The sequence below is a fragment of the Flavobacterium potami genome (genome assembly GCF_020026915.1).
Taxonomy (GTDB): domain Bacteria; phylum Bacteroidota; class Bacteroidia; order Flavobacteriales; family Flavobacteriaceae; genus Flavobacterium; species Flavobacterium potami.
Genome location: NZ_JAINUY010000003.1, coordinates 20,235 through 40,899 on the forward strand (window position 1 = coordinate 20,235; position 20,665 = coordinate 40,899).

General features: G+C 31.8%; 22 protein-coding genes. 9 read left to right on the plus strand and 13 right to left on the minus strand.

Annotated elements, in window-relative coordinates; genetic code table 11:
- Positions 1–159: 159 nt before the first annotated feature.
- The 5 genes from porQ (at position 160) to rpsA (ending at position 6,240) form a co-directional block, all read left to right on the plus strand.
- Positions 160–1,179: a type IX secretion system protein PorQ gene (porQ, locus tag K6T82_RS09580; RefSeq protein WP_223705715.1), complete on the plus strand. Its 1,020-nt coding sequence runs from the start codon at positions 160–162 to the stop codon at positions 1,177–1,179.
- Positions 1,180–1,254: 75 nt separating this feature from the next.
- Positions 1,255–1,863, plus strand: coding sequence for a murein L,D-transpeptidase catalytic domain-containing protein (locus K6T82_RS09585; protein WP_223705716.1), 609 nt, complete (start codon positions 1,255–1,257; stop codon positions 1,861–1,863).
- A gap of 42 nt (positions 1,864–1,905) precedes the next feature.
- Entirely contained in the window at positions 1,906–2,598 is a 693-nt protein-coding gene (cmk, locus tag K6T82_RS09590; RefSeq protein WP_223705717.1) for a (d)CMP kinase, read from the plus strand.
- Positions 2,599–2,667: 69 nt separating this feature from the next.
- Positions 2,668–4,044: a nucleoside permease gene (locus tag K6T82_RS09595; protein WP_223705718.1), complete on the plus strand. Its 1,377-nt coding sequence runs from the start codon at positions 2,668–2,670 to the stop codon at positions 4,042–4,044.
- A gap of 420 nt (positions 4,045–4,464) precedes the next feature.
- Positions 4,465–6,240 (plus strand): 30S ribosomal protein S1, encoded by a 1,776-nt coding sequence (rpsA, locus tag K6T82_RS09600; protein WP_026728756.1) that lies wholly within the window; start codon positions 4,465–4,467, stop codon positions 6,238–6,240.
- A 109-nt stretch (positions 6,241–6,349) separates the two neighbouring features.
- On the opposite strand, the gene K6T82_RS09605 is transcribed toward rpsA, so the two are convergent.
- From K6T82_RS09605 to K6T82_RS09620, 4 genes are read right to left on the minus strand one after another with little or no spacing between them, the layout of a single operon-like run.
- Positions 6,350–6,871 carry an ExbD/TolR family protein gene (locus K6T82_RS09605; protein ID WP_223705719.1) on the minus strand — a complete coding sequence of 174 codons (522 nt, stop codon included), beginning with the start codon at positions 6,869–6,871 and terminating at the stop codon, positions 6,350–6,352.
- 23 nt (positions 6,872–6,894) lie between these two features.
- A complete protein-coding gene (locus K6T82_RS09610) occupies positions 6,895–7,425 on the minus strand; it encodes an ExbD/TolR family protein (protein ID WP_223705720.1) in 531 nt (176 codons plus the stop codon).
- 19 nt (positions 7,426–7,444) lie between these two features.
- Entirely contained in the window at positions 7,445–7,984 is a 540-nt protein-coding gene (locus K6T82_RS09615) for an ExbD/TolR family protein (protein WP_223705721.1), read from the minus strand.
- A gap of 23 nt (positions 7,985–8,007) precedes the next feature.
- Positions 8,008–8,544 carry an ExbD/TolR family protein gene (locus K6T82_RS09620; RefSeq protein WP_223705722.1) on the minus strand — a complete coding sequence of 179 codons (537 nt, stop codon included), beginning with the start codon at positions 8,542–8,544 and terminating at the stop codon, positions 8,008–8,010.
- A 214-nt stretch (positions 8,545–8,758) separates the two neighbouring features.
- Here K6T82_RS09620 and K6T82_RS09625 point away from each other — a divergent pair, with 214 nt between their 5' ends.
- Positions 8,759–9,313 carry a fasciclin domain-containing protein gene (locus K6T82_RS09625; RefSeq protein WP_223705723.1) on the plus strand — a complete coding sequence of 185 codons (555 nt, stop codon included), beginning with the start codon at positions 8,759–8,761 and terminating at the stop codon, positions 9,311–9,313.
- 60 nt (positions 9,314–9,373) lie between these two features.
- On the opposite strand, the gene K6T82_RS09630 is transcribed toward K6T82_RS09625, so the two are convergent.
- The 9 genes from K6T82_RS09630 to K6T82_RS09670 form a co-directional block, all read right to left on the minus strand.
- Complete coding sequence (locus K6T82_RS09630; protein WP_223705724.1) at positions 9,374–10,219, minus strand: EamA family transporter; 846 nt, start codon at positions 10,217–10,219, stop codon at positions 9,374–9,376.
- Positions 10,220–10,270: 51 nt separating this feature from the next.
- On the minus strand, positions 10,271–10,414 hold the full coding sequence (locus K6T82_RS09635; protein ID WP_223705725.1) for an SsrA-binding protein: 144 nt from the start codon (positions 10,412–10,414) through the stop codon (positions 10,271–10,273).
- A 75-nt stretch (positions 10,415–10,489) separates the two neighbouring features.
- Positions 10,490–11,923 (minus strand): serine hydrolase, encoded by a 1,434-nt coding sequence (locus tag K6T82_RS09640; RefSeq protein WP_223705726.1) that lies wholly within the window; start codon positions 11,921–11,923, stop codon positions 10,490–10,492.
- 80 nt (positions 11,924–12,003) lie between these two features.
- A complete protein-coding gene (locus K6T82_RS09645) occupies positions 12,004–13,857 on the minus strand; it encodes a M56 family metallopeptidase (protein WP_223705727.1) in 1,854 nt (617 codons plus the stop codon).
- Positions 13,858–13,874: 17 nt separating this feature from the next.
- Positions 13,875–14,234 (minus strand): BlaI/MecI/CopY family transcriptional regulator, encoded by a 360-nt coding sequence (locus K6T82_RS09650; protein WP_223705728.1) that lies wholly within the window; start codon positions 14,232–14,234, stop codon positions 13,875–13,877.
- Positions 14,235–14,260: 26 nt separating this feature from the next.
- Positions 14,261–15,082 carry a TonB-dependent receptor plug domain-containing protein gene (locus K6T82_RS09655; RefSeq protein ID WP_223705729.1) on the minus strand — a complete coding sequence of 274 codons (822 nt, stop codon included), beginning with the start codon at positions 15,080–15,082 and terminating at the stop codon, positions 14,261–14,263.
- Positions 15,083–15,165: 83 nt separating this feature from the next.
- The gene (locus tag K6T82_RS09660; protein WP_223705730.1) at positions 15,166–16,728 is read right to left on the minus strand and encodes a M56 family metallopeptidase; all 1,563 of its coding nucleotides are present in this window, start codon (positions 16,726–16,728) and stop codon (positions 15,166–15,168) included.
- Positions 16,729–16,736: 8 nt separating this feature from the next.
- Entirely contained in the window at positions 16,737–17,105 is a 369-nt protein-coding gene (locus tag K6T82_RS09665) for a BlaI/MecI/CopY family transcriptional regulator (protein WP_223705731.1), read from the minus strand.
- A gap of 164 nt (positions 17,106–17,269) precedes the next feature.
- Complete coding sequence (locus K6T82_RS09670; protein WP_223705732.1) at positions 17,270–18,487, minus strand: MDR family MFS transporter; 1,218 nt, start codon at positions 18,485–18,487, stop codon at positions 17,270–17,272.
- Between the two features lie 99 nt (positions 18,488–18,586).
- Here K6T82_RS09670 and K6T82_RS09675 point away from each other — a divergent pair, with 99 nt between their 5' ends.
- From K6T82_RS09675 to K6T82_RS09685, 3 genes are read left to right on the plus strand one after another with little or no spacing between them, the layout of a single operon-like run.
- Positions 18,587–19,186: a DUF1684 domain-containing protein gene (locus K6T82_RS09675; RefSeq protein WP_223705733.1), complete on the plus strand. Its 600-nt coding sequence runs from the start codon at positions 18,587–18,589 to the stop codon at positions 19,184–19,186.
- A complete protein-coding gene (locus K6T82_RS09680; protein ID WP_223705734.1) occupies positions 19,186–19,830 on the plus strand; it encodes a TatD family hydrolase in 645 nt (214 codons plus the stop codon). The genes K6T82_RS09675 and K6T82_RS09680 overlap by 1 nt, the downstream gene beginning before the upstream one ends.
- A gap of 51 nt (positions 19,831–19,881) precedes the next feature.
- Positions 19,882–20,601: a tRNA threonylcarbamoyladenosine dehydratase gene (locus K6T82_RS09685; RefSeq protein ID WP_223705735.1), complete on the plus strand. Its 720-nt coding sequence runs from the start codon at positions 19,882–19,884 to the stop codon at positions 20,599–20,601.
- The last annotated feature ends 64 nt before the right edge of the window (positions 20,602–20,665 follow it).

A 20,665-nucleotide genomic window follows, 5' to 3' on the forward strand; every position in this document is an offset into this window, starting at 1 on the left:
CAAGTTGGGATTTGGATTTTTTTATTCATTTAAAGATAGATTTGTGTTAGATTTTTAATCACAATTTCGGTTTTATATATAATTATAAAAATTATTTTTTAAGTTATATAATTTTATCTTTGTATTTGCGTTATTCCCACATTGGAGCGCCAAAAGCAAATGTCAAAACAACTTGTTTTACTATTTACTATTTTGATTTGTTCGTTTTCTTTCGGACAAGTTGGAGGGCGTTACACCTATCAGTTTTTAAACTTAACTACTTCTCCAAGACAAGCTTCATTAGGAGGAGATATCGTTACAATATATGATGAAGATGTCAATCAGGCAATGTCAAATCCGGCACTTATAAATCCGGATATGGACAATCACTTGGCGTTGAACTACGGGAGTTATTATGGCGAAGCATCTTACGGAACGGCTTCTTATGCTTATACTTACGACAGGCACGTACAGACCTTTTATGCTGGAATAAGTTATGTAAATTATGGTTCTTTTGAGGGGTACGATGAGAATGGTCAATCAACATCAAATTTTACAGGAAGTGAAGGTGCATTGACTGTAGGATATGCGTACAACGTTCCTTATACAGATCTGTTTATAGGTGCAAATGCTAAATTAATAACTTCTTCTTTAGAGAATTATAATTCGATAGGAGGTGCTATTGATTTAGGACTTTTGTATTTGGTTGAAGAAAGAAACTTGAACTTAGGTCTTGTGGTTCGTAATATAGGTACACAGTTTACAACCTATTCGGGAATAAAAGAAAATTTACCATTTGAAATTGTAGCTGGAGTTTCTCAGGAATTAGAGCATGTTCCTATTCGTTGGCATCTTTCTTTGGAAAATCTACAGCAATGGAATATCTCTTTCTCAAATCCAGTTCGTGGAGAAACCAACATAGACGGATCAACAAGTCCAGAAAAAGTCTCTTTTTTCAATAATGCTTTGAGACACGTAACTTTTGGCGTGGAATTGTTTCCTAAAAAAGCTTTTAATTTTCGAGTAGGATATAATTTCAGAAGAGGAGAAGAATTGAGGGTTGATGAGCAACGTAATTTTTCTGGAGTTTCACTCGGTTTTGGTTTGAAATTGAATAAGTTGAAATTTAATTATTCTTATTCAAGATATACATTGGCAGGTAACACAAGTCTTTTTGGTTTAATTTTAAATTTACAATAATTAGCCGGAGCTTCTAAAACCAACTCTACTATTAAATATTTGGAAAGCTTTTTATTGTAGTGAATCAAAATTATAATGAAGAAAATACTTTTTTTAGTTTTTGTACTTGTTGCGATTCTTATTGTTTATTTTTTTATTTCTGATAAAAAAGAGATAGCAAATACTACTTCTGAAACTGATAAAAGAATTGAAAATCAGTTAAAAGATGTGAGGAAACTTTTGGCTACTAATACTTCTTACAACAAAAGAATTGCTTTTTTTATCGACATGAAAATTCCTTCAGGAAAGAACAGATTTTTTGTGTACGATTTAAAAGAAAATAAAATTATAGACCAAGGTCTTGTAGCTCATGGTTCTGGATCGGAAACTGGAGTTAAGGGAAAACTGAAATTTAGTAATGTACCAAATTCTTTAAGCACTTCATTGGGAAAATATTATATCGGAAACCATTACAAAGGAAAGTTTGGAAAGGCTTATAAATTATATGGTTTGGATAAAACGAACAGCAATGCATTTAAAAGAGATATTGTTTTTCATTACTATTACGATGTTCCATATAAGGAGAAAGATGGTTACATTTGCAATAGTTATGGTTGTCCGATGGTAAACAAAAAATATTTCCAAAGAATAGCCAAGATAATTGATAGTTCTGAATCTGATATTCTAATGAGTATTTACTATTAAACAGAACTGAATAAAAAAAAATAAAAATTTAAAAGAATAACATTGAAAAAAATTACCATTGCAATCGACGGATTTTCATCTACTGGAAAAAGTACTTTAGCTAAACAATTAGCAAAAGAATTGGAGTATGTATATGTAGATACTGGCGCAATGTATCGTGCCGTAGCCTATTTTGCGATGCAACACAATTTAATTAGCGCTGATTTTTTTAAAAAAGAGGCTTTAATTGAAGCATTGTCGGATATTAGATTAGAATTTAGATTTAATGGTGATTTAGGTTTTGCTGAAATGTATTTGAATGGTGAAAATGTCGAAAAACAAATCAGAACCATTGAAGTTTCAAATTTTGTAAGTACAGTAGCTGCAGTTTCGGAAGTTCGTGCCAAGCTAGTAGAACAGCAGCAAGAAATGGGAACAAATAAAGCGATTGTAATGGATGGAAGAGATATTGGAACTGTTGTTTTTCCTAATGCTGAACTTAAAATATTCATGACTGCAAGTGCAGAAACTCGTGCACAAAGACGTTTTGATGAATTACAACAAAAAGGCGACAATGTTACTTATGAAGAGGTTTTGAAAAATGTAGTCGATCGTGACCATATGGATACCCATCGAGAAGATTCTCCTTTAGTTATTGCTGATGATGCAATAGAAATAGATAATTCCTACTTAAATAAAGAAGAACAATTTGCCGCTGTTTTAGAATTAGTAAATGATGTTGTTAAATTGGATTAATTCTTTGTAGATATTATTTTTAATGCTAGTTTTACCACTTCATTTTTACTAAAAATACAATTTCATCGCATGGGGATTAAAAACAGATTGATTTTAATGAGCTTTCTTCAATTTTTTGTTTGGGGAGCCTGGCTTATAACAATTGGAAATTATTGGTTTGGGACTAAAAATTGGGAAGGAACTCAGTTTGGTCTCGTTTTTGGAACCATGGGAATCGCTTCTCTTTTTATGCCTACACTTACAGGTATTATTGCAGATAGATGGATTAATGCCGAAAAATTATATGGTGCACTTCATATTCTTTATGCAATTGTTTTGTTTGGAATTGCACAAGTAACAACGCCAGACACATTTATTATTGTAATGCTTCTAGCAATGTGCTGTTACATGCCTACTATTGCTTTGAGTAATTCGATATCTTATACTTCACTTAAATTAAATAATAAAAACATTGTAAAAGATTTTCCGCCAATTCGTGTTTGGGGAACAATTGGATTTATTGTTGCAATGTGGATTACCAATTTGAGTGGAAGTAAAGCAACCGAATATCAGTTTTATATTGCTGGAATCGGGGCTTTGGTTTTAGGAATTTATGCTTTTACGTTGCCAAAATGTGAGCCACAACGCTTGATTAAAGAAAATGCAACCTGGATTGAAACTTTGGGTTTAGAATCATTTAAGTTGTTTGCTAACTACAAAATGGCTTTGTTTTTTGTTTTTTCTATGTTTTTAGGAGGAGCGCTTCAGTTGACAAATGCTTACGGAGATGTGTTTTTAGATGAGTTTAAACACTTTCCAAAATATGCAGATTCATTTGTAATTCAATATTCGACTATTATTATGTCGATTTCTCAGGTTTCTGAAACTTTATTCATTCTTGCAATTCCGTTTTTCTTAAGACGTTTCGGAATCAAACAAGTGATGTTGATTAGTATGCTGGCTTGGGTTTTACGTTTCGGATTATTTGCTTTTGGTGATCCTGTTGGCGGTTTATGGATGATTATTTTATCTTGTATCGTTTACGGAATGGCATTCGATTTCTTCAATATTTCAGGTTCTTTATTTGTTGAAAGTAATACAGATTCTAAAATCCGTTCTTCTGCGCAAGGTCTGTTTATGATGATGACAAATGGAGTAGGAGCGGTTTTAGGAAGTTTGACTTCTGGATGGGCAATCGATCGTTTCTTTACAAAATCATTTGCTAATACTACTGAATTAGCTGGATTTTTGCAAACTGATGCAACAAATGAGAAAATGGTGGAATTTGTAAAAAGCCAAGGAAATTCAATTGCTGCTGATGGTATTTTTGCAAATCCTGTTTTAATGAAAGACTGGCATACCATATGGTTGTCGTTTGCTGCTTATGCTTTGGTTATTGCAATTGCTTTTGCTGTTTTGTTTAAGCATAAACATGATCCAAAAGAGATTGAGAATTTGAGTCATTAAGATTATGAATAAAATAATCTTTGTCAAAGTTTCAAACTTTGACAAAGATAGTTACGCATAGTAAACCCGACAGGTTTTAAAAACCTGTCGGGTTTCGTTTGTAAATGACCTTCTGAAAACAAAAACTTCTCATCTAGCCCCGATAGAGCCAAATATCCTTTTGTGCCAGTGTTTGGCATAAAAGATATGGGTGATAGCGGGACTGAACGCCTTCTGAAACCATAAATCTTCTGCTTCTTATTAATATACTGATAATCATATCGTTTTTGTTTTGTTAATTCAGAAAAATGTATTAATTTTGCAGTCCTTTTGGCTGAGAAGAGTTTCCATTAGGAATCAACCATTTATGTAAAACAACTTCTGTATTTTCTATCGCATAGAGAAACTCGAGAAAAACAGAATACAAATTTTTTTATCAGCATGTCTGAACAAACAAAATCACAAGAAGAGTTTTTAGCAAATTTTAACTGGCACAACTTCCAAGAAGGAATCGATGCAGTAGATGAGAAAAACTTGCAAGAGTTTGAAGAACTAGTATCAAAAACTTTCATCGCTACAGATCAAGAAGAAGTAGTTGAAGGAGTTGTTGTTAGAATTACAGATAGAGACGTTATCGTTGATATCAATGCTAAATCTGAAGGTGTTATTTCTTTAAACGAATTTCGTTACAACCCAAATTTAAAAGTAGGTGACAAAGTTGAAGTATTAATCGACATCCGTGAGGATAAAACAGGTCAATTAGTATTATCTCACAGAAAAGCACGTACTATCAAATCTTGGGATAGAGTTATTGCAGCTAATGAAACTGGAGAAATCGTTAACGGTTTTGTTAAATGCAGAACTAAAGGAGGTATGATTGTTGACGTATTCGGAATCGAAGCGTTCTTACCTGGATCTCAAATTGACGTTAAGCCAATTAGAGACTACGATGTATATGTAAACAAAATGATGGAATTCAAAGTGGTAAAAATCAACCACGAATTCAAAAACGTTGTTGTATCTCATAAAGCTCTTATCGAGGCTGATATTGAAGTACAGAAAAAAGAGATCATCGGTCAATTACAAAAAGGACAAGTATTAGAAGGTGTTGTTAAAAACATTACTTCTTATGGTGTGTTCATTGACTTAGGTGGTGTTGACGGATTAATTCACATTACTGACCTTTCTTGGAGTAGAATCAACCACCCAAGTGAAGTTCTTGAATTAGACCAAAAATTAAACGTTGTAATCCTTGATTTCGATGATGAGAAAACAAGAATTCAATTAGGATTGAAACAATTAAACGCTCACCCATGGGATGCTTTAGATGCTAACTTAACTGTTGGTGATAAAGTTAAAGGTAAAGTAGTTGTAATCGCTGATTACGGTGCTTTCATCGAAGTTGCTGAAGGTGTTGAAGGTTTAATCCACGTTTCTGAAATGTCATGGTCAACTCACTTACGTTCTGCTCAGGACTTCGTGAAAGTTGGAGATGTTGTTGAAGCAGTTATCTTAACTCTTGACAGAGACGATCGTAAGATGTCATTAGGTATCAAACAATTGACTCAAGATCCATGGACTGACATTACTTCTAAATACCCAGTAGGTTCTAAACATACAGGTATCGTTAGAAACTTTACAAACTTTGGTATTTTCGTAGAATTAGAAGAAGGAATTGATGGATTAATCTACATCTCTGACTTATCTTGGACTAAGAAAATTAAACACCCATCTGAGTTTGTAAACGTTGGTGAAAAACTTGATGTTGTTGTATTAGAATTAGATGTTGAAGGACGTAAATTATCTTTAGGTCACAAACAAACTACTGCTAATCCTTGGGATCAATACGAAGATTCTTTCGCTGTAGGAACTATCCACAACGGTGAGATTTCTGAAATCGTTGACAAAGGAGCTACTGTAGAATTCGGAGATGATATCGTTGCTTTCATTCCTACTCGTCACCTTGAAAAAGAAGACGGAAAGAAATTGAAAAAAGGTGATACAGCTGATTTCAAAGTAATCGAATTCAACAAAGAATTCAAAAGAGTTGTTGCTTCTCACACTGCTATCTTCAGAGAAGAAGAAGAGAAAAACGTGAAAGCTGCTGCTGAAACTACTGCATCTGCATCTACAAACGCACCAGCTGCGACTTTAGGTGACAACAATGATGTATTAGCTGCTTTAAAAGCTAAAATGGAAAAAACTGAGAAAAAATAATTCTTAGCTTTTTTATAAATAGAAAGTCCCACAGCAATGTGGGACTTTTTTTGTTAGCTTAGTTTTGCCACGAAGGCACAACGACGCAAAGATTTATTTTATATTGAAATTACTTTAAAGCTAATAATTTTGATTCTTCTTGAGTAAATTCGGGAACTATTGCGTAAGAATCTATGTTGTTTATTTCTAATTCATCTAGAATATCAATAAGATTTCCATAATTAGATTTTTTTGTTGGTTTTATGATTACGGATATTCCTCTTCCTGATTTTTCTAAGCTTTCGAAATATTTTATTGAAGATTTGTTATAAGAAGATAGGTCTTTGCGAATTCCTTCTTTTCCATAAGTACCTATTTTTGGCTCAATGATCGGACTGTCTAAGATCCCTGCATAATAAACCAGTTTGTTGTTTTCACCTAATATGACAGTAAATGTTCTGTTTTCCTGATGGTAATTTATAGGACAATCACAACAGCCGTTATCTCCACTTAGTTCTATAACTTTTGGTTTTGATAATTCACCAACAACCATGAAAAATATAATCAACAGAAAAGAAACACTGACCATTGCAGTCAAATCAACTCTTGAATTTAGTTTTTTGCTTCTTACTTTTTTAGGTAGATTTTGCATAACAATAAATTTTAGATTAGTTTTTAATTTGCAGCTAATAGTTTTTCTTCTTCTGGAATGAAATCATTATCAATGTTGTATGTTTGAATATTTGCTAATCTTAATTCTTCTAAAATAGCTACTAAATTTCCATAATTGCTTTTATTGGATGGTTTTATAAATACTATTACTCCTCGATTTGGCTTTCCGATAGCAGCCGAATATTCAAGGATTTTTTTGTTGATAGCAGATAACTCCTTTCGAAACCCATTTTTACTATAATTTGTTTGTGTTATTTTTTCTGTAGAATAATTTAAAATTCCTGGATATGTTATGATTTTGTCATTTTCTCCTAATAATACAGTGTAAAAACGATCCGTTTTATAACAACCCGTTATAGGTTCGCCACATCCTCTATATAAATCTGGCAAATTCAAATCTATAATTTTTGGTTTTGATAATTCTCCTACAACCATAAAAAATATAATCAACAGAAAAGAAACACTGACCATTGCAGTTAGATCTACTTTTGAATTTAACTTCTTGCTTCTTACTTTTTTTGGAAGATTTTGCATAGATAGAAATTTTATAGGTTTAATTTGAAGCTAATAATTTTGATTCTTCGGTAGTGTATTCTGGTACAATTGCATAAGTTTCGATTCTCGCAACAGCCATTTCATTTAAAATATCGACTAAATTTTTAAAATTACTTTTTTTGCTAGGTTTTATAATTACAATTGGCCCATTATTTGGTTTTCCTATTGATGATGAAAATTCCAGGATCATTTTCTTTTTATTGAAAAGTTCTTTACGAATCCCATTTTTCCCGTAATTAATTTCTATTGGTTTTACAATAGGATTAAATAAAAGACCGGAATACATTATTATTTTATCATTTTCATCTAATAGAACTGTTATTAAACGAGTGTCAGTGCCTGCTCCACAACTAATAATTCCTTTAAATTCTTCCTCACAATATCTTCTGGGCAAACTCAAATCCATTATTTTTGGTTTAGATAATTCTCCTACAACCATAAAAAATATAATCAACAGAAATGAAACACTGACCATTGCAGTTAAATCTACTTTTGAATTTAACTTCTTGCTTCTTAATTTTTTAGGTAGATTTTGCATAACAATAAATTTAGATTAGTTTTTTAATTTGAAGCTAGTAGTTTTGATTCTTCTGGAGTAAATTCATCAACAATGGCATAAGTTTCAATTCCAGTAATAGTCATTTCATCTAAAATATCAACCAAATTTTTGAAATTTGATTTTTTGCTAGGTTTTATAATTACAATTGGGCCAGAATTTGGTTTTCCTATTGCATTTGAATATTCTAATATCGTTTTCTTTCTTTCAAAAAGTTCTTTACGAATTCCGTTCTTACCATAATTGTATTCTTTTGGTAATGCTGAAGAATAAATTAATGAACCTGAATATGTTATTATTTTATCATTCTCATCAAGTAATACAGTTATCTTTCTTTGATAATCATTTTCCAAACGACAGATAATAATTCCTTCATTTTTTTCTTCTTTTTCTGGAAGACTTAAATCAACAATCTTGTCTTTTCTTAATTCAGTAGTTACCATAAAAAATATAATCAGCAAAAAAGAAACGCTGACCATTGCAGTTAAATCTACTCTTGAATTTAGTTTCTTACTTCTTACTTTTTGAGGCAGATTTTTCATAGGAATGAGTTTTGATTCTAAAGTTAATAATAAAATCAAATGATAAATTAGATATTTCTAAAAAAAATCAAAAAATATTAGAATAAGTTAAGTCTTTGTTTTATTGGAGTTTAGATTGATAATTAGCCTTTTCATATTGAAATTTTATTTTATTGAAAAACCAAAACAAATTTATCTGCGTAAATGACCTTATAACTTAAAAATTAATAAAATTATGAAAACTAGAAAATTTTTAGCAATTGCAGTTTTAGCTTTAGGATTTGCATTTACATCAAATGCTCAAAAATCAGTAATGGTTGGTGGAGCAGCTATGTATCCAAATAAAAATATTATTGAAAATGCCGTTAATTCAAAAGATCATACGACTTTGGTTGCGGCAGTAAAAGCAGCAGATTTGGTTGAGACTTTAAAAGGAAAAGGACCTTTTACAGTTTTTGCACCAACAAATGCCGCTTTTGATAAATTACCGAAAGGAACAGTTGAAACTTTATTGAAACCAGAAAACAAAAAAATGCTTCAAGGAATTTTAACTTATCATGTTGTTTCTGGTAAATGGAATTCGGCAGACATTGCTAAAGCAATTAAGGACGGAAAAGGTAAAGCAAGTATTAAAACTGTTGCTGGTGGCACTATAACTGCTTGGATGAAAGGTAAAGATTTGTATATCAGTGATGAGAACGGGAATAAAGCAAAGGTTACCATTGCAGATGTCAATCAATCAAATGGAGTTATTCATGTAATTGATGCGGTTTTGATGCCGAAAAAATAATTATCTCCAAAAATAAGCCTACAATGTTAAAGTCCTGTGCATAAAAGTACAGGACTTTTTTTATTTTTTTGCTGTAAGTGTACTTCCTGCAGAGGCAATTACAACGCAGATTACAGCTAGTATTTCGTAAAAACTTAAGTTTTCTTGTAGAAAAATAAAAGCACAGATAGAAGCTGCTGCGGGTTCTAAACTCATTAAAATACTAAAAGTACGCGGAGGTAGCTGACCTAAAGCTTTCATTTCTAAAGTAAAGGGAATGGCACTTGACAACAAAGCTAACGCGATACCCATTCCGAAAAGTTTTGGGGTTAGATTCGCCAATCCGTTTTCTAGAAAACCAAAAGGAAGCACTAAAATGGCTGCGAATAACATTCCGATAGAAACGGCGTGTCCATCATTCATTATTTTTGAAATTTTCCCACCAAAAACAATGTAAGCTGCCCAAAAGCCTCCAGCCAAAAGTGCACATATAATACCGATTGGATCTAAACGATCATTTGTCCAAGGAGCAATTAATAAAATTCCGATTGCTGCTAATAAAACCCAACAATAATCAACCAAACGTTTTGAGCCTACAATTGCAAGTAATAACGGTCCGACAAATTCTAAAGTCACAGCCAATCCGATTGGAATTTTTTCGATGGCAAAATAAAAAATCAAATTCATCGCGCCCAAAGACAAACCATACGGAATTACAATTTTCCATTGTTCTTTTGAGATTGCTTTTAAATTTGGTCTATATGCTAAAAGTAAAATTATTGCCGAAACGCCAATTCTTATAGATGCCGTACCTGCAGCTCCAATCGCAGGGAATAATGTTTTTGCAATCGCAGCGCCACACTGAACGCTAATAATTGCTAATAAAACAGCTGGAACAGGAGGGAGATTGAAATTTTTATTTTTCATAATAATGTGCCGAAAGAAACGGTTTTCGGCTTATCAAACAGAAACTGTAATTTAATTATCTAATGCTCTTTTGGTTACATAAGCACGATAGCCAATAATTGCCATTTGCCATTTTTTGGCTTTTGAAATATCTAAACCTTGTTTGGTAAAACTTGGAAGTAAAATTTTATTAAGTTTGGCTAGCAATTTGTACATAGTAGATTTGTTTTTTCAAAGATATAAAAAAAAGACTTTGTGTTTCAAGCAAAGTCTTTTTGGTAAAATAAGGTCTTAAATCTTCAAAATTAAATTTTCGTCACCATCTGTTTCTCTATTTATGGCATTTTTAGGAGCTTCCATCCATCCTGTTTTATTAATGACGAATTTAAATAAATGTGTTTTGTCTTTTTCAAATTGTGATATTGGTACACTTAATTCGAAAGTATTTTTGTTTTTACGAATCATTTGGAAGTTTTTGTCGTCTGGTTTCCAGTTGTCAAATGAACCTGCAATGGATACACTTTTTACCAAATCAGGATTTAAAGATTTGTCATGCAAATAAGTGAAAACAACATTATCGTTCATGATTTTATATCCGTAAATACCAAATTGTTTTTTGTTTTCTGTCAAAAGATCATTGGAAAGTTTTACAATTGCTTCACCTATAGCATTTGCTGTATTTTCATCGCTTATGTTTACAATAATGGAAAGTCCCAATTGGCGTTCAGGATATACAACAAGCATATTCTGAGTTCCAAAGGCTCCGCCATGTTTCCAACAATTTTTTCCGTTGTCATCTACCTGAATATAATCCCAAAAATAACCATTCCAAGTCGTTGAGCTATTTAATAGATTTCGTTGCGATTCTTGAACTGTTTTATTTTTTGCATTTAATTCATAATTAATGAATTTAGTCAAATCACCTAAAGTAGATTTTAAGCATCCAGCAGCGCCCCAAAGATTGTCGGAAATTCGAGGCATCAAAACTCCCTTCAAGTTATAACCGTTAGCAATGTTGGTTTCTGAACCTAAATTCAGTCCAGTTGAAGTCATTCCCAATTTAGACAGAATGTTTTCTTTTAAAAGCGTTTCGTAACTTTTTTGATAGACATTTTCTAAGATATGAGCCGTTAGATTGAGGCTTCCGTTGCTGTATTTAAACTTGGTTCCCGGTAAAGTATCCAATTTTATTGTTTTAAGATCTTCAAAAAACTGATTTCGATTGTATAGTTCGTCTATTTTTTTGAAAGCTAAATAACTACTGTCGTTACGATTTTTACGTAATTCCGAATTATCTGGAAGATCCTTGTCAAAACCTGTTCTAAAAGAAACTAGATCCTTAATGGTAATTGGAGTTCCATTATATTCCAAATTTGGATAGCTTCCTGTTATGTATTTTCTAATGTCGTCATCCAGATTTAATTTTCCTTCTAAAACAGCTTGAGCTGCAAGCAAACCTGTAAATAATTTTGTGATGGAAGCAACTTCAAAAACAGTATTGTTATTGGCTATGTTTTCTTTGCCTTTATCTATTTCTCCATAATGCCTGGTGTAGGTTTTCCCATTTTTAACGACACCAATTGAAATGGAATTAGCTTTCGATTTTTGCATTAAAATTGAAGCTGTTTTATCCATAGAAATAAAAATGTTCTTTTCGGGTTTATTTTGCTGTCCCAGAATAGAAAAACATGATCCTAAAATGAATAGTAAAAGTTTGTATTTCATTTCAAAAAGTAATTAGTAAAGTTTTAAATCGAAAAAACCAGCGTCATAAACACTGGTTTTTAATATATAATAAAGTATAATTAAGCTTTTTTGTTTTGCTTTTCCATTTCCTTCATGTCTTTCTCATGTTGCTTCATGTCTTTTTCATGTTGTTTCATGTCTTTAGCATGTTGCTTCATATCTTTAGCATGTTGTTTCATGTCAAGCTCATATTGTTTCATGTCTTGCTCATATTGCTTCATGTCTTGTTCGTATTGTTTAGGATTATCTCCAAAATTATACTTAAAGTTGTAATTGAATTTCTCCATTTTGGCGTTAAATTTTTCCATTGCAACTTCGTATTTCGCCATTTCTTTTTCGAAAATCGCTTCTCTCTGAGACATTATAGCTTCAACTTGCTTTTCGTAAGCTGACATATCTGGTTCAAAAGCTTCCATTTTCTTCTCGAAGTCCTCCATTTCTTTTTCAAATTTAGCCATCGCTACTTTGTCTTTTGGATTTTTTGGAGCTACTGGAGGTTTTGGCATTTTTGACATGTCAACTAGAGGTGCAGGAGGCATTGGTCCAGAAGGAAAAGTCGGTGGAGTTGGAGGAGTAGGAGGTGTAACATCTCCATCTGCAAAATTACGAACGATAACTCTCTCGTTTCTAACCATTATTGGAGCCTTTAAGTTTTTGTCTGTATTTATTACAATTGCTTTTGCTCCATTTTCGTCAGTTCCAATTGCAAGTTCACAATCTTTTATTGCTTCACTTCCGTCAATTTTAACCGTTTGTTTTTTTCCAGAATCTGATTTTACTTTGATTTGAATTGCTGTTAATTCTTCCTTTGAATTTCTTTTTACATCTGAAATCTCAACATTAAGATTATGATTTGTTTTTAATTTTCCTGGAAGATCTTTTAATTCTTGATCAGTTGTGTTTTTAGTGATTTTTATAGTTTCGTCAGTATCTTTAATGGTGTCTTTCTGAATAACAGCAATATCTTTCTGTTTCTTTTCTTGCGCAATTGTTTCTATTTGAAATAGAAATACAAAAGCGCCAAGTGCTGGAACAACTGCACAATATTTCCAATAGTTTCTTTTGTTTGATTGATTTTTGTTTAACATAACAATTCGTTTTTTGATTAATGATTGATAAAAATGATTGGTGATTGCAACACAAGTTTCATGTGTTGTGATTTTTAAAAGTGTATACTGATACGCTTTTTTGTTTGTAATTTTTTTGGAAGCTTCACGATCCGCAATAAACTCAAGATTTTGTAAAATTGCCTTTTTGTAAAGCCACACGATTGGATTAAACCAGAAAAGGATACAAAAGATTCGGGAAATTAAAACATCAACAGTATGGTTTTGATCACTGTGCACTTTTTCATGTTCTAAAATATTCTCTAATTCTTCGGCAGTGTATAATGATGAGTTATACACAATATAATCGAAGTAGGAGAAAGGCGCAATATTTTCATTGATATCAATAAATTTAAAATCTTCCTGCTGTTCTATTTTTTTTCCTTTTAAAACGGAATTAAGACTGTAAAAATCAACTGCAAATTTGATCATGAAAGCCAGAAAACCAATTCCGTAAACGGCAACCAAAACTATATTCCAGTCAATTTCCAGACTTTTTTCTTCAACAATATCTGTATTTAAATTGTACTGCGGTTCGTAATTAACAACATTCTGATTTGAAACGGGAATATGATCTACGGCAGTTGTTTCAATTATCGGAAGTGAAGCTGGTGCTGGTGGCGCTTCAACCCAAATAACTTTCGTGTAGACAATAAATGGCAATACTAAAGATGTGATTAATCCGGCTAGTAAAAACCAACGACTGCTGTTGAAGAACGTTTCTTTGCGAAGTAAAAAAACGTAAGCAAAATAAAATGTTGCTAATAGTCCACTTGATTTTAGGATAAAAATGAAAAGTGCTTCCATGCTATAAATTGTTTACCTTATTTTGGATTTTCGATCATGTCTAAGATTTCTCTTAATTCGTCTGCAGAAATTTTTTCTTCTTTGGCGAAAAATGAAACCATACTTTTATACGAACTGTTGAAATAATTATCAATGGCAGTACTCATAAAACCTTTTCGGTAATCTTCGATACTAACAATTGGATAATATTGGTGTGTGTTTCCAAAAGCATTATGAGCAACATAACCTTTTTCTTCTAAATTACGTACAATGGTCGAAAGCGTGTTATAATGTGGCTGATCTTCCAAAATTTCTGCCTGAATTTCTTTTACAAAAGCTTTTTTGAGCTTCCATAAAATATGCATGATTTCTTCTTCTTTATTGGTCAGTTTTTGCATTTTCTAAATTTTAAATTAAAACGAAATTATTTCTTAGTCTCAATTTCAATTACTCCATCTGCGCCTTTATCGCCATACTTATCAGTTGCATTAGTTCCTTTTAAAACGTTCATCGATTCTATGTCGTCCGGTTTAATGCTGTTCATATCAAAAGAAGAAGGCATTTCAATTCCGTCAATAACTACTAATAGCTGAAGGCCAGTACTCTTTTTTGCACTATTTGCAGTTGTAGTAGTTTTAGTTTTTGTGTCATCTGCATTTGTAGTTACAGTAGTGATAGTATTTGCATTAGTATCACTGTTAGTTTTTGTACTAGTAGTAGAATTAGTGCTAACATTGGTTTCGTTATTAGAAGTTGTGGTTTTGAATTCTGAGTGATTTATTTTGCCATTTGTAGCGCCATTTTGGCTTACAGTTTTTTCGTCATAAGTTTTAATGCTGGTTCTTTTGGAACCATTTTTTCCTGTAACGATAACAATCCCAAAGTCTTTAATAGTTTCTTTTCCGCTTGTTTGAATAGATTCTGATTTTTGATTTTCATAAGTAACATAAACTTTGATAGAAGTTAAAAGGTTATCTGAATTTCTTTTGATTCTTGAAATTTCCAAATCGACATTGTGTTTTGATTTTAAAGATTCTTTAAGGTCTTTTAATTCTTTGTCGCTAGAAGTTTTCTTAATCTGGTAAATATTAACAGACTCTATTTCTCCCAAAACCGTTTTGGTAGTTTGCTGTTTTTCTTTGGCAACTACGTCAATTTGAAATAATAAAACAAAAGCCACAAGTGCTGGAACTACAACATAAAACTTCCAGGAATTTCTCTTTTTCGATTGATTTGTGTTTAGCATAACGATTCGTTTTTTGATTAATGATTGATTAAAATGATTGATGATTGCAACACCATTTCGGTGTGTTGTTATTTTAATAAAGATTACTTTTTGGTTTCGATTTCGATTACTCCATCGGCGCCTTTATCGCCATATTTACCAATTGCATTACTTCCTTTTAAAACGTTCATAGATTCTATGTCGTCAGGTTTAATGCTGTTCATGTCAAAAGAAGAAGGCATTTCAATTCCGTCAACAACTAATAACTGAAAACCAACATTCTTCTTTGCGCCTTTAGAAACTACAATAGTAGAATTTCCACCTGTTGTAATTTTAGTAACAGTATTGTCTTCATTTGTAGTAACAATAGTGCTGGATGTATTGGCACTAGTTGTAGTTTTTGTATTAGTAGTTGTGTTGCTATCTTTTTCAGTTTTAGCTTTTAGTTTATTACTAATTGCTGTTTTTGGTTCTTTATTGTTCGAATTATTGATGGTTTGAATTCCAATTTTTTTATCTCCGTTTTTGTAAGTTATAACAAGAACACCGAATTCATTTATAGCTTGCCCATCAGATGATTGTACAGATTTTGCACGTTGTTTTCCTTTTTTAACATCAACTACAATTGAAGTTAATAGGTTCGACTCATTTCTTTTAACATCAGAAACTTCGAAGGTAATATCATGAAATTTGTGCAGTTTGCTTTTTATTTCATTCAATTCTGAATCTGTAGAGTTTTTTCCAATTTTATAAACATCTACAGATTTAATGTTTGATTCTTTGCTAGTGTAAATTTGCGGTTTTTCTTTAGCCACTACATCAATTTGAAATAATAAAACAAAAGCTGCAAGTGCTGGAACTACTACATAATACTTCCAAGAATTTCTCTTTTTTGATTGATTTGCGTTTAACATAACGATTCGTTTTTTGATTAATGATTGATAAAAATGATTGGTGATTGCAACACAATTTTCGTGCGTTGTTATTTTTAAAAGCGTGTATTGATAGGCTTTTTTATCTGAAAGTTTTTTAGCGGCCTCACTATCTGCAATAAATTCAAGATTTTGAGTAATTGCTTTTTTGTAAAACCAAACAATTGGATTAAACCAGAAAATAATACTGAAGAATCTAGAAATCAATACATCTATGGTATGATTTTGATCGCTGTGTACTTTTTCATGCTCGATAATATTTTCTAATTCTGAAGCCGTGTACAGTGATGAGTTGTAAACGATATATTCGAAATAAGAAAAAGGCGCGATGTTTTCAGCGATATCAACGAATTTAAAATCAGCTTGTTGTTGTATTTTTTTTCCTTTAATAATGGCATTTAAACTGTAAAAATCAATGGCTAATTTTATAATGAATATCAGAAAACCAATACCGTAGATTCCCAAAGCAACCTGATTCCAATCGAATTGAGTATTTTGCTTTTCAGTTATCTGAGAAATATTTGATGAAAAATTTTCTAGAGTAGGAGCGGCATCAATCCATACTACTTTTGTGTAAGTCAATAAAGGTAAAATGGTAGAGACTAGTAAGCCAGACAATAAAAACCATCTGTTACTATTGAAGAATGTTTCTTTGCGCAGTAAAAAATAATAAGCGCAATAGAACATAAGCATCAAAAAAGTTGATTTAGCGATATAGATGAAAACTGCTTCCATAATCAGAATTATTTTTCTTCGTTATTATTTTCGATCATTGATAAAATTTCTCGCAATTCGTCTGCTGAGATTTTTTCTTCTTTGGCAAAAAAGGAAACCATACTTTTATAAGAACTATTAAAGTAATTATCGATTGCGGTTTTCATAAATCCTTTTCTGTAGTCTTCGATTGCTACAACCGGAAAGTACTGATGTGTATTTCCAAATGCATTATGTCCAACATATCCTTTTTCTTCAAGATTACGAACAATAGTTGATAATGTATTGTAATGTGGTTGGTCTTCGGTAATTTCTGCCTGAATTTCTTTTACAAAAGCTTTTTTTAGCTTCCATAAAATCATCATGATTTCTTCTTCTTTGTTTGTTAACTTCTGCATGTTCTCTAATTTTAATTCAAACCTACAACTATTTTTTTAGTTACGCAACTATAAAAATAGTTATTTAACTAAAAATTAAGTTGAATTTCGATTTTAAGCATGAAAAAGCCATTCAAATTTAATTGTAATAAATTGAATAACAATGTTTTGTGAAGTTAAAGTTTTTATTCTGCTTTTTCTGTGAGAAGAGCGTTTTTAATCCAGATACAACATCCAGTAGCGATGACACCTATGATAGCCATGAACAGCCAGTTGATCTGATAACCAAAACGGGTAATGATTTCAAATCCAATTTTAGAACTAATAATATGAGCTAAACTAAAACTCATCGTATAAAGTGCCATATAACGTCCTTCTTGTCCACGTGGAGCGCGACTCATTGCAAAAGCATTCGAAAATGGGAAGGTGAGGATTTCTCCGATAGAAATACAAATCATACTGAAAACCAATATTCCAGCCCAAAAATTGATCAGAAGCAAAAAGAAGCTAAACGCCATAACGAATGAACCTAGAATAATAATTCTGATTTTTGGAAAAGCTTTTCTTTCTAAAAAACCAACTGTAGGCATCTCGAGAGCAAAAATTAGAAGTCCGTTGAGTGTCATCAATAAGCCTGTTTGAAATTCACTTAAACCAAACTTTTCATTATGATATAGAGGTAAAGTGGTAAAAAGCTGGAAGAAAATCATAGCTGTAATAAAACTTACAAATAAGAAAACCCAGTAGATTTTATCATGAAAAACCGATTTTACATCTCCTGCACTTTCTGTTTTGTCGTCATGAGTGGCTTTTTTCTTTTCTTTAACCAATAAAGCAAAAATAGTTATCGAAATAATACAAGATGCACCATCAACCCAGAAAAGTCCTGAATAACCTATTCCCATAATAATTAATCCACCTAAAGCGGGACCTGCTGCAAAACCTAAGTTTACCGCCAGACGAACAAGGGTTAAAGCTCGAGTTCTGTTTTCAGGTTTTGCGTAAGCTCCAAGAGAAACAAACATGGCCGGTCTAAACATATCGGCAATTGTCATTAACAAAAACATTGCAATACAAAGAGACCAAAAGGTGGTAATATATTGTACACAGAAAAGAGAAACTCCACTTGTAAACAGACTGAAAACCATTATTTTGTAAAAACCTATTTTGTCCGAAAGTTTACCGCCAAGCCAAGAACCCAGCATAGAACCTAAGCCAAATGCTACCATAATCCATCCCACTTGATTGTAGCTAAAATGTAGATCTTCTTTTAAATATTTTGACAAAAATGGAAGAACCATTGTTCCGGCGCGATTGATAAAAGTTACAATCGCAAGAATCCAAATTTCTCTTGAAAAACCTCTAAAATTATTAATGTAGTTGTTAAAAGCGTTTTTAAGCATTGTGTGTGATAGATTATCGCAACAAAGTTAGTAAACTTTGTCAGGTTAAGTGGTTGTCGTTTTGTTACTTTTGAACTATTTTTGCATAAAATTTCTAAGATGAAAACTATATACGCCCTGCTTTTATTGTTTGTTGTTAGTATTGGCTTTGCTCAAAAAAAGTTTAGTAAAAATGATGTGATACAATTTCAAAAGAAATTAAACTCAGAATTTGCTGATTCTAAGACAAGTCCGTTAATGGGTAAAGATTTAAAAACTTTTAAAGGGTTGGAATTTTATCCTATAAATGAAACTTTTTTTGTGAATGCAACTTTGGTCAAAGCAAAAGGAGGAAAAGCTTTTGAAATGAAATCTTCAGGAAGTTACAAGTCAAAATATACGAAGTATGGAACTTTAAATTTCAAAATTAATGGAAAAGCTTTTCAACTTGCTGTTTACCAAAATTTAGAACTTTTAGTTCAGGAGAAATATAAAAATCATTTGTTTTTGCCTTTTTCAGATTTAACTACTGGAAAACAAAGTTATATTGGAGGTCGTTATATAGATTTGGAAGTTCCAAAAGGAAATACAATTGCGATCGATTTTAATCAGGCTTACAATCCATATTGTGCTTACAACTACGAGTATTCTTGCCCGCTTGTTCCTTTGGAAAATGATTTGAAAATTGAAATCAAAGCGGGTGTAAAAGACTTTCATTAATGGAATATTTCAATTTTCATACCCATCAATTTACCAATCAATCCGATGTTTTAGAATTGGTCAATCAATATCCAAAAGATTTTGATGCTTCGATTAAATTCTATTCTATAGGGATACATCCTTGGTATATTGATCAAAATAGGTTGGATGAAGATTTGAAAATTATTGAAGAGAAATTAAAAACAGAGAATTGTCTAGCAATTGGCGAATGTGGTTTGGATAAACGAATTGAAGTTCCGTTAGATTTACAGGTTTCTGTTTTTGAAAAGCAATTAGAATTGGCTGAAAAATTCAAAAAACCTGTAGTGATACATTGTGTAGCCGCTTTTCAGGAAATTACAGCGATTAAAAAAAGAATGAAGATTTCTGTACCAATGATTATTCATGGTTTTGCAAAGAACAAACAACTGGCAGAACAATTAATTAAAGACGGATTTTATCTTTCATTCGGAAAATATTTATTGAAGAATCCAGATTTAGAAACTGTTTTTAAAGATGTTCCAAACCACCAGTTTTTTCTAGAAACGGACACAATGGAAGAAACAATTCAACAAGTTTATGAAATAGCTTCAAAATATAAAGAATTAAATATAAAAGAATTAAAAGATGTTATTTCAAGTAACTATAAAAGTGTTTTTAAGTAAACTTGAAACCTGAAACTTGAAACAAATAAATTAAAACAACAAATATAGAATATGGCAGAATGGACAGAAAGAGCTGAGCTTTTGTTTACCAAAGAAGGATTAGAAAATTTACAAAAAGCAAATGTTTTAGTTGTAGGATTAGGAGGAGTTGGTTCTTTTGCAGCTGAGTTTTTAGCAAGAGCAGGAGTTGGGAATATGACAATTGTTGATGGAGATGTGGTGGATATCACTAATATTAATCGCCAATTGCCTGCATTGCATTCGACAGTTGGAGAACCTAAAATTACAATTGTAGGAGACCGTTTAATGGATATTAATCCTGAATTGAATCTTACAAGAGTAAAAGAATTTCTTTCTCCAGAACGTGCTTTTGAAATCGTTTCTCCAGAATTCGACTATGTTTTGGATTGTATTGACAGTATTACTCCAAAATTGAATCTGATTATTGCAGCAAAACGCAAAAGAGTTAAAATTATCAGCAGCATGGGAGCAGGCGGAAAAATGCTGGCTTCGAAAGTAAAAGTGGCTGATATTTCAAAAACCATCAATTGTTATTTTTCAAAAACTATTCGTAAGCGTTTGAAAACGGTAAAAATCAACAAATTAAAAGTGGTTTTTTCTTCTGAAATTCAAAACGAAAAAAGTTTGAAATTAACGGACGGAAAAAATTTCAAAAAATCTTTCTACGGAACAAATAGTTATATGCCTGGATTATTCGGACTTCATGCTGCAGAAACTGTAATTCGCTATTTGATTTCTAAAAGTGAGTAAAGTTTTTGTTTCAGGTTTCAAGTTTCAAGTTTGCTGTGTCGTGAACTTCAAACCTAGAACTTCA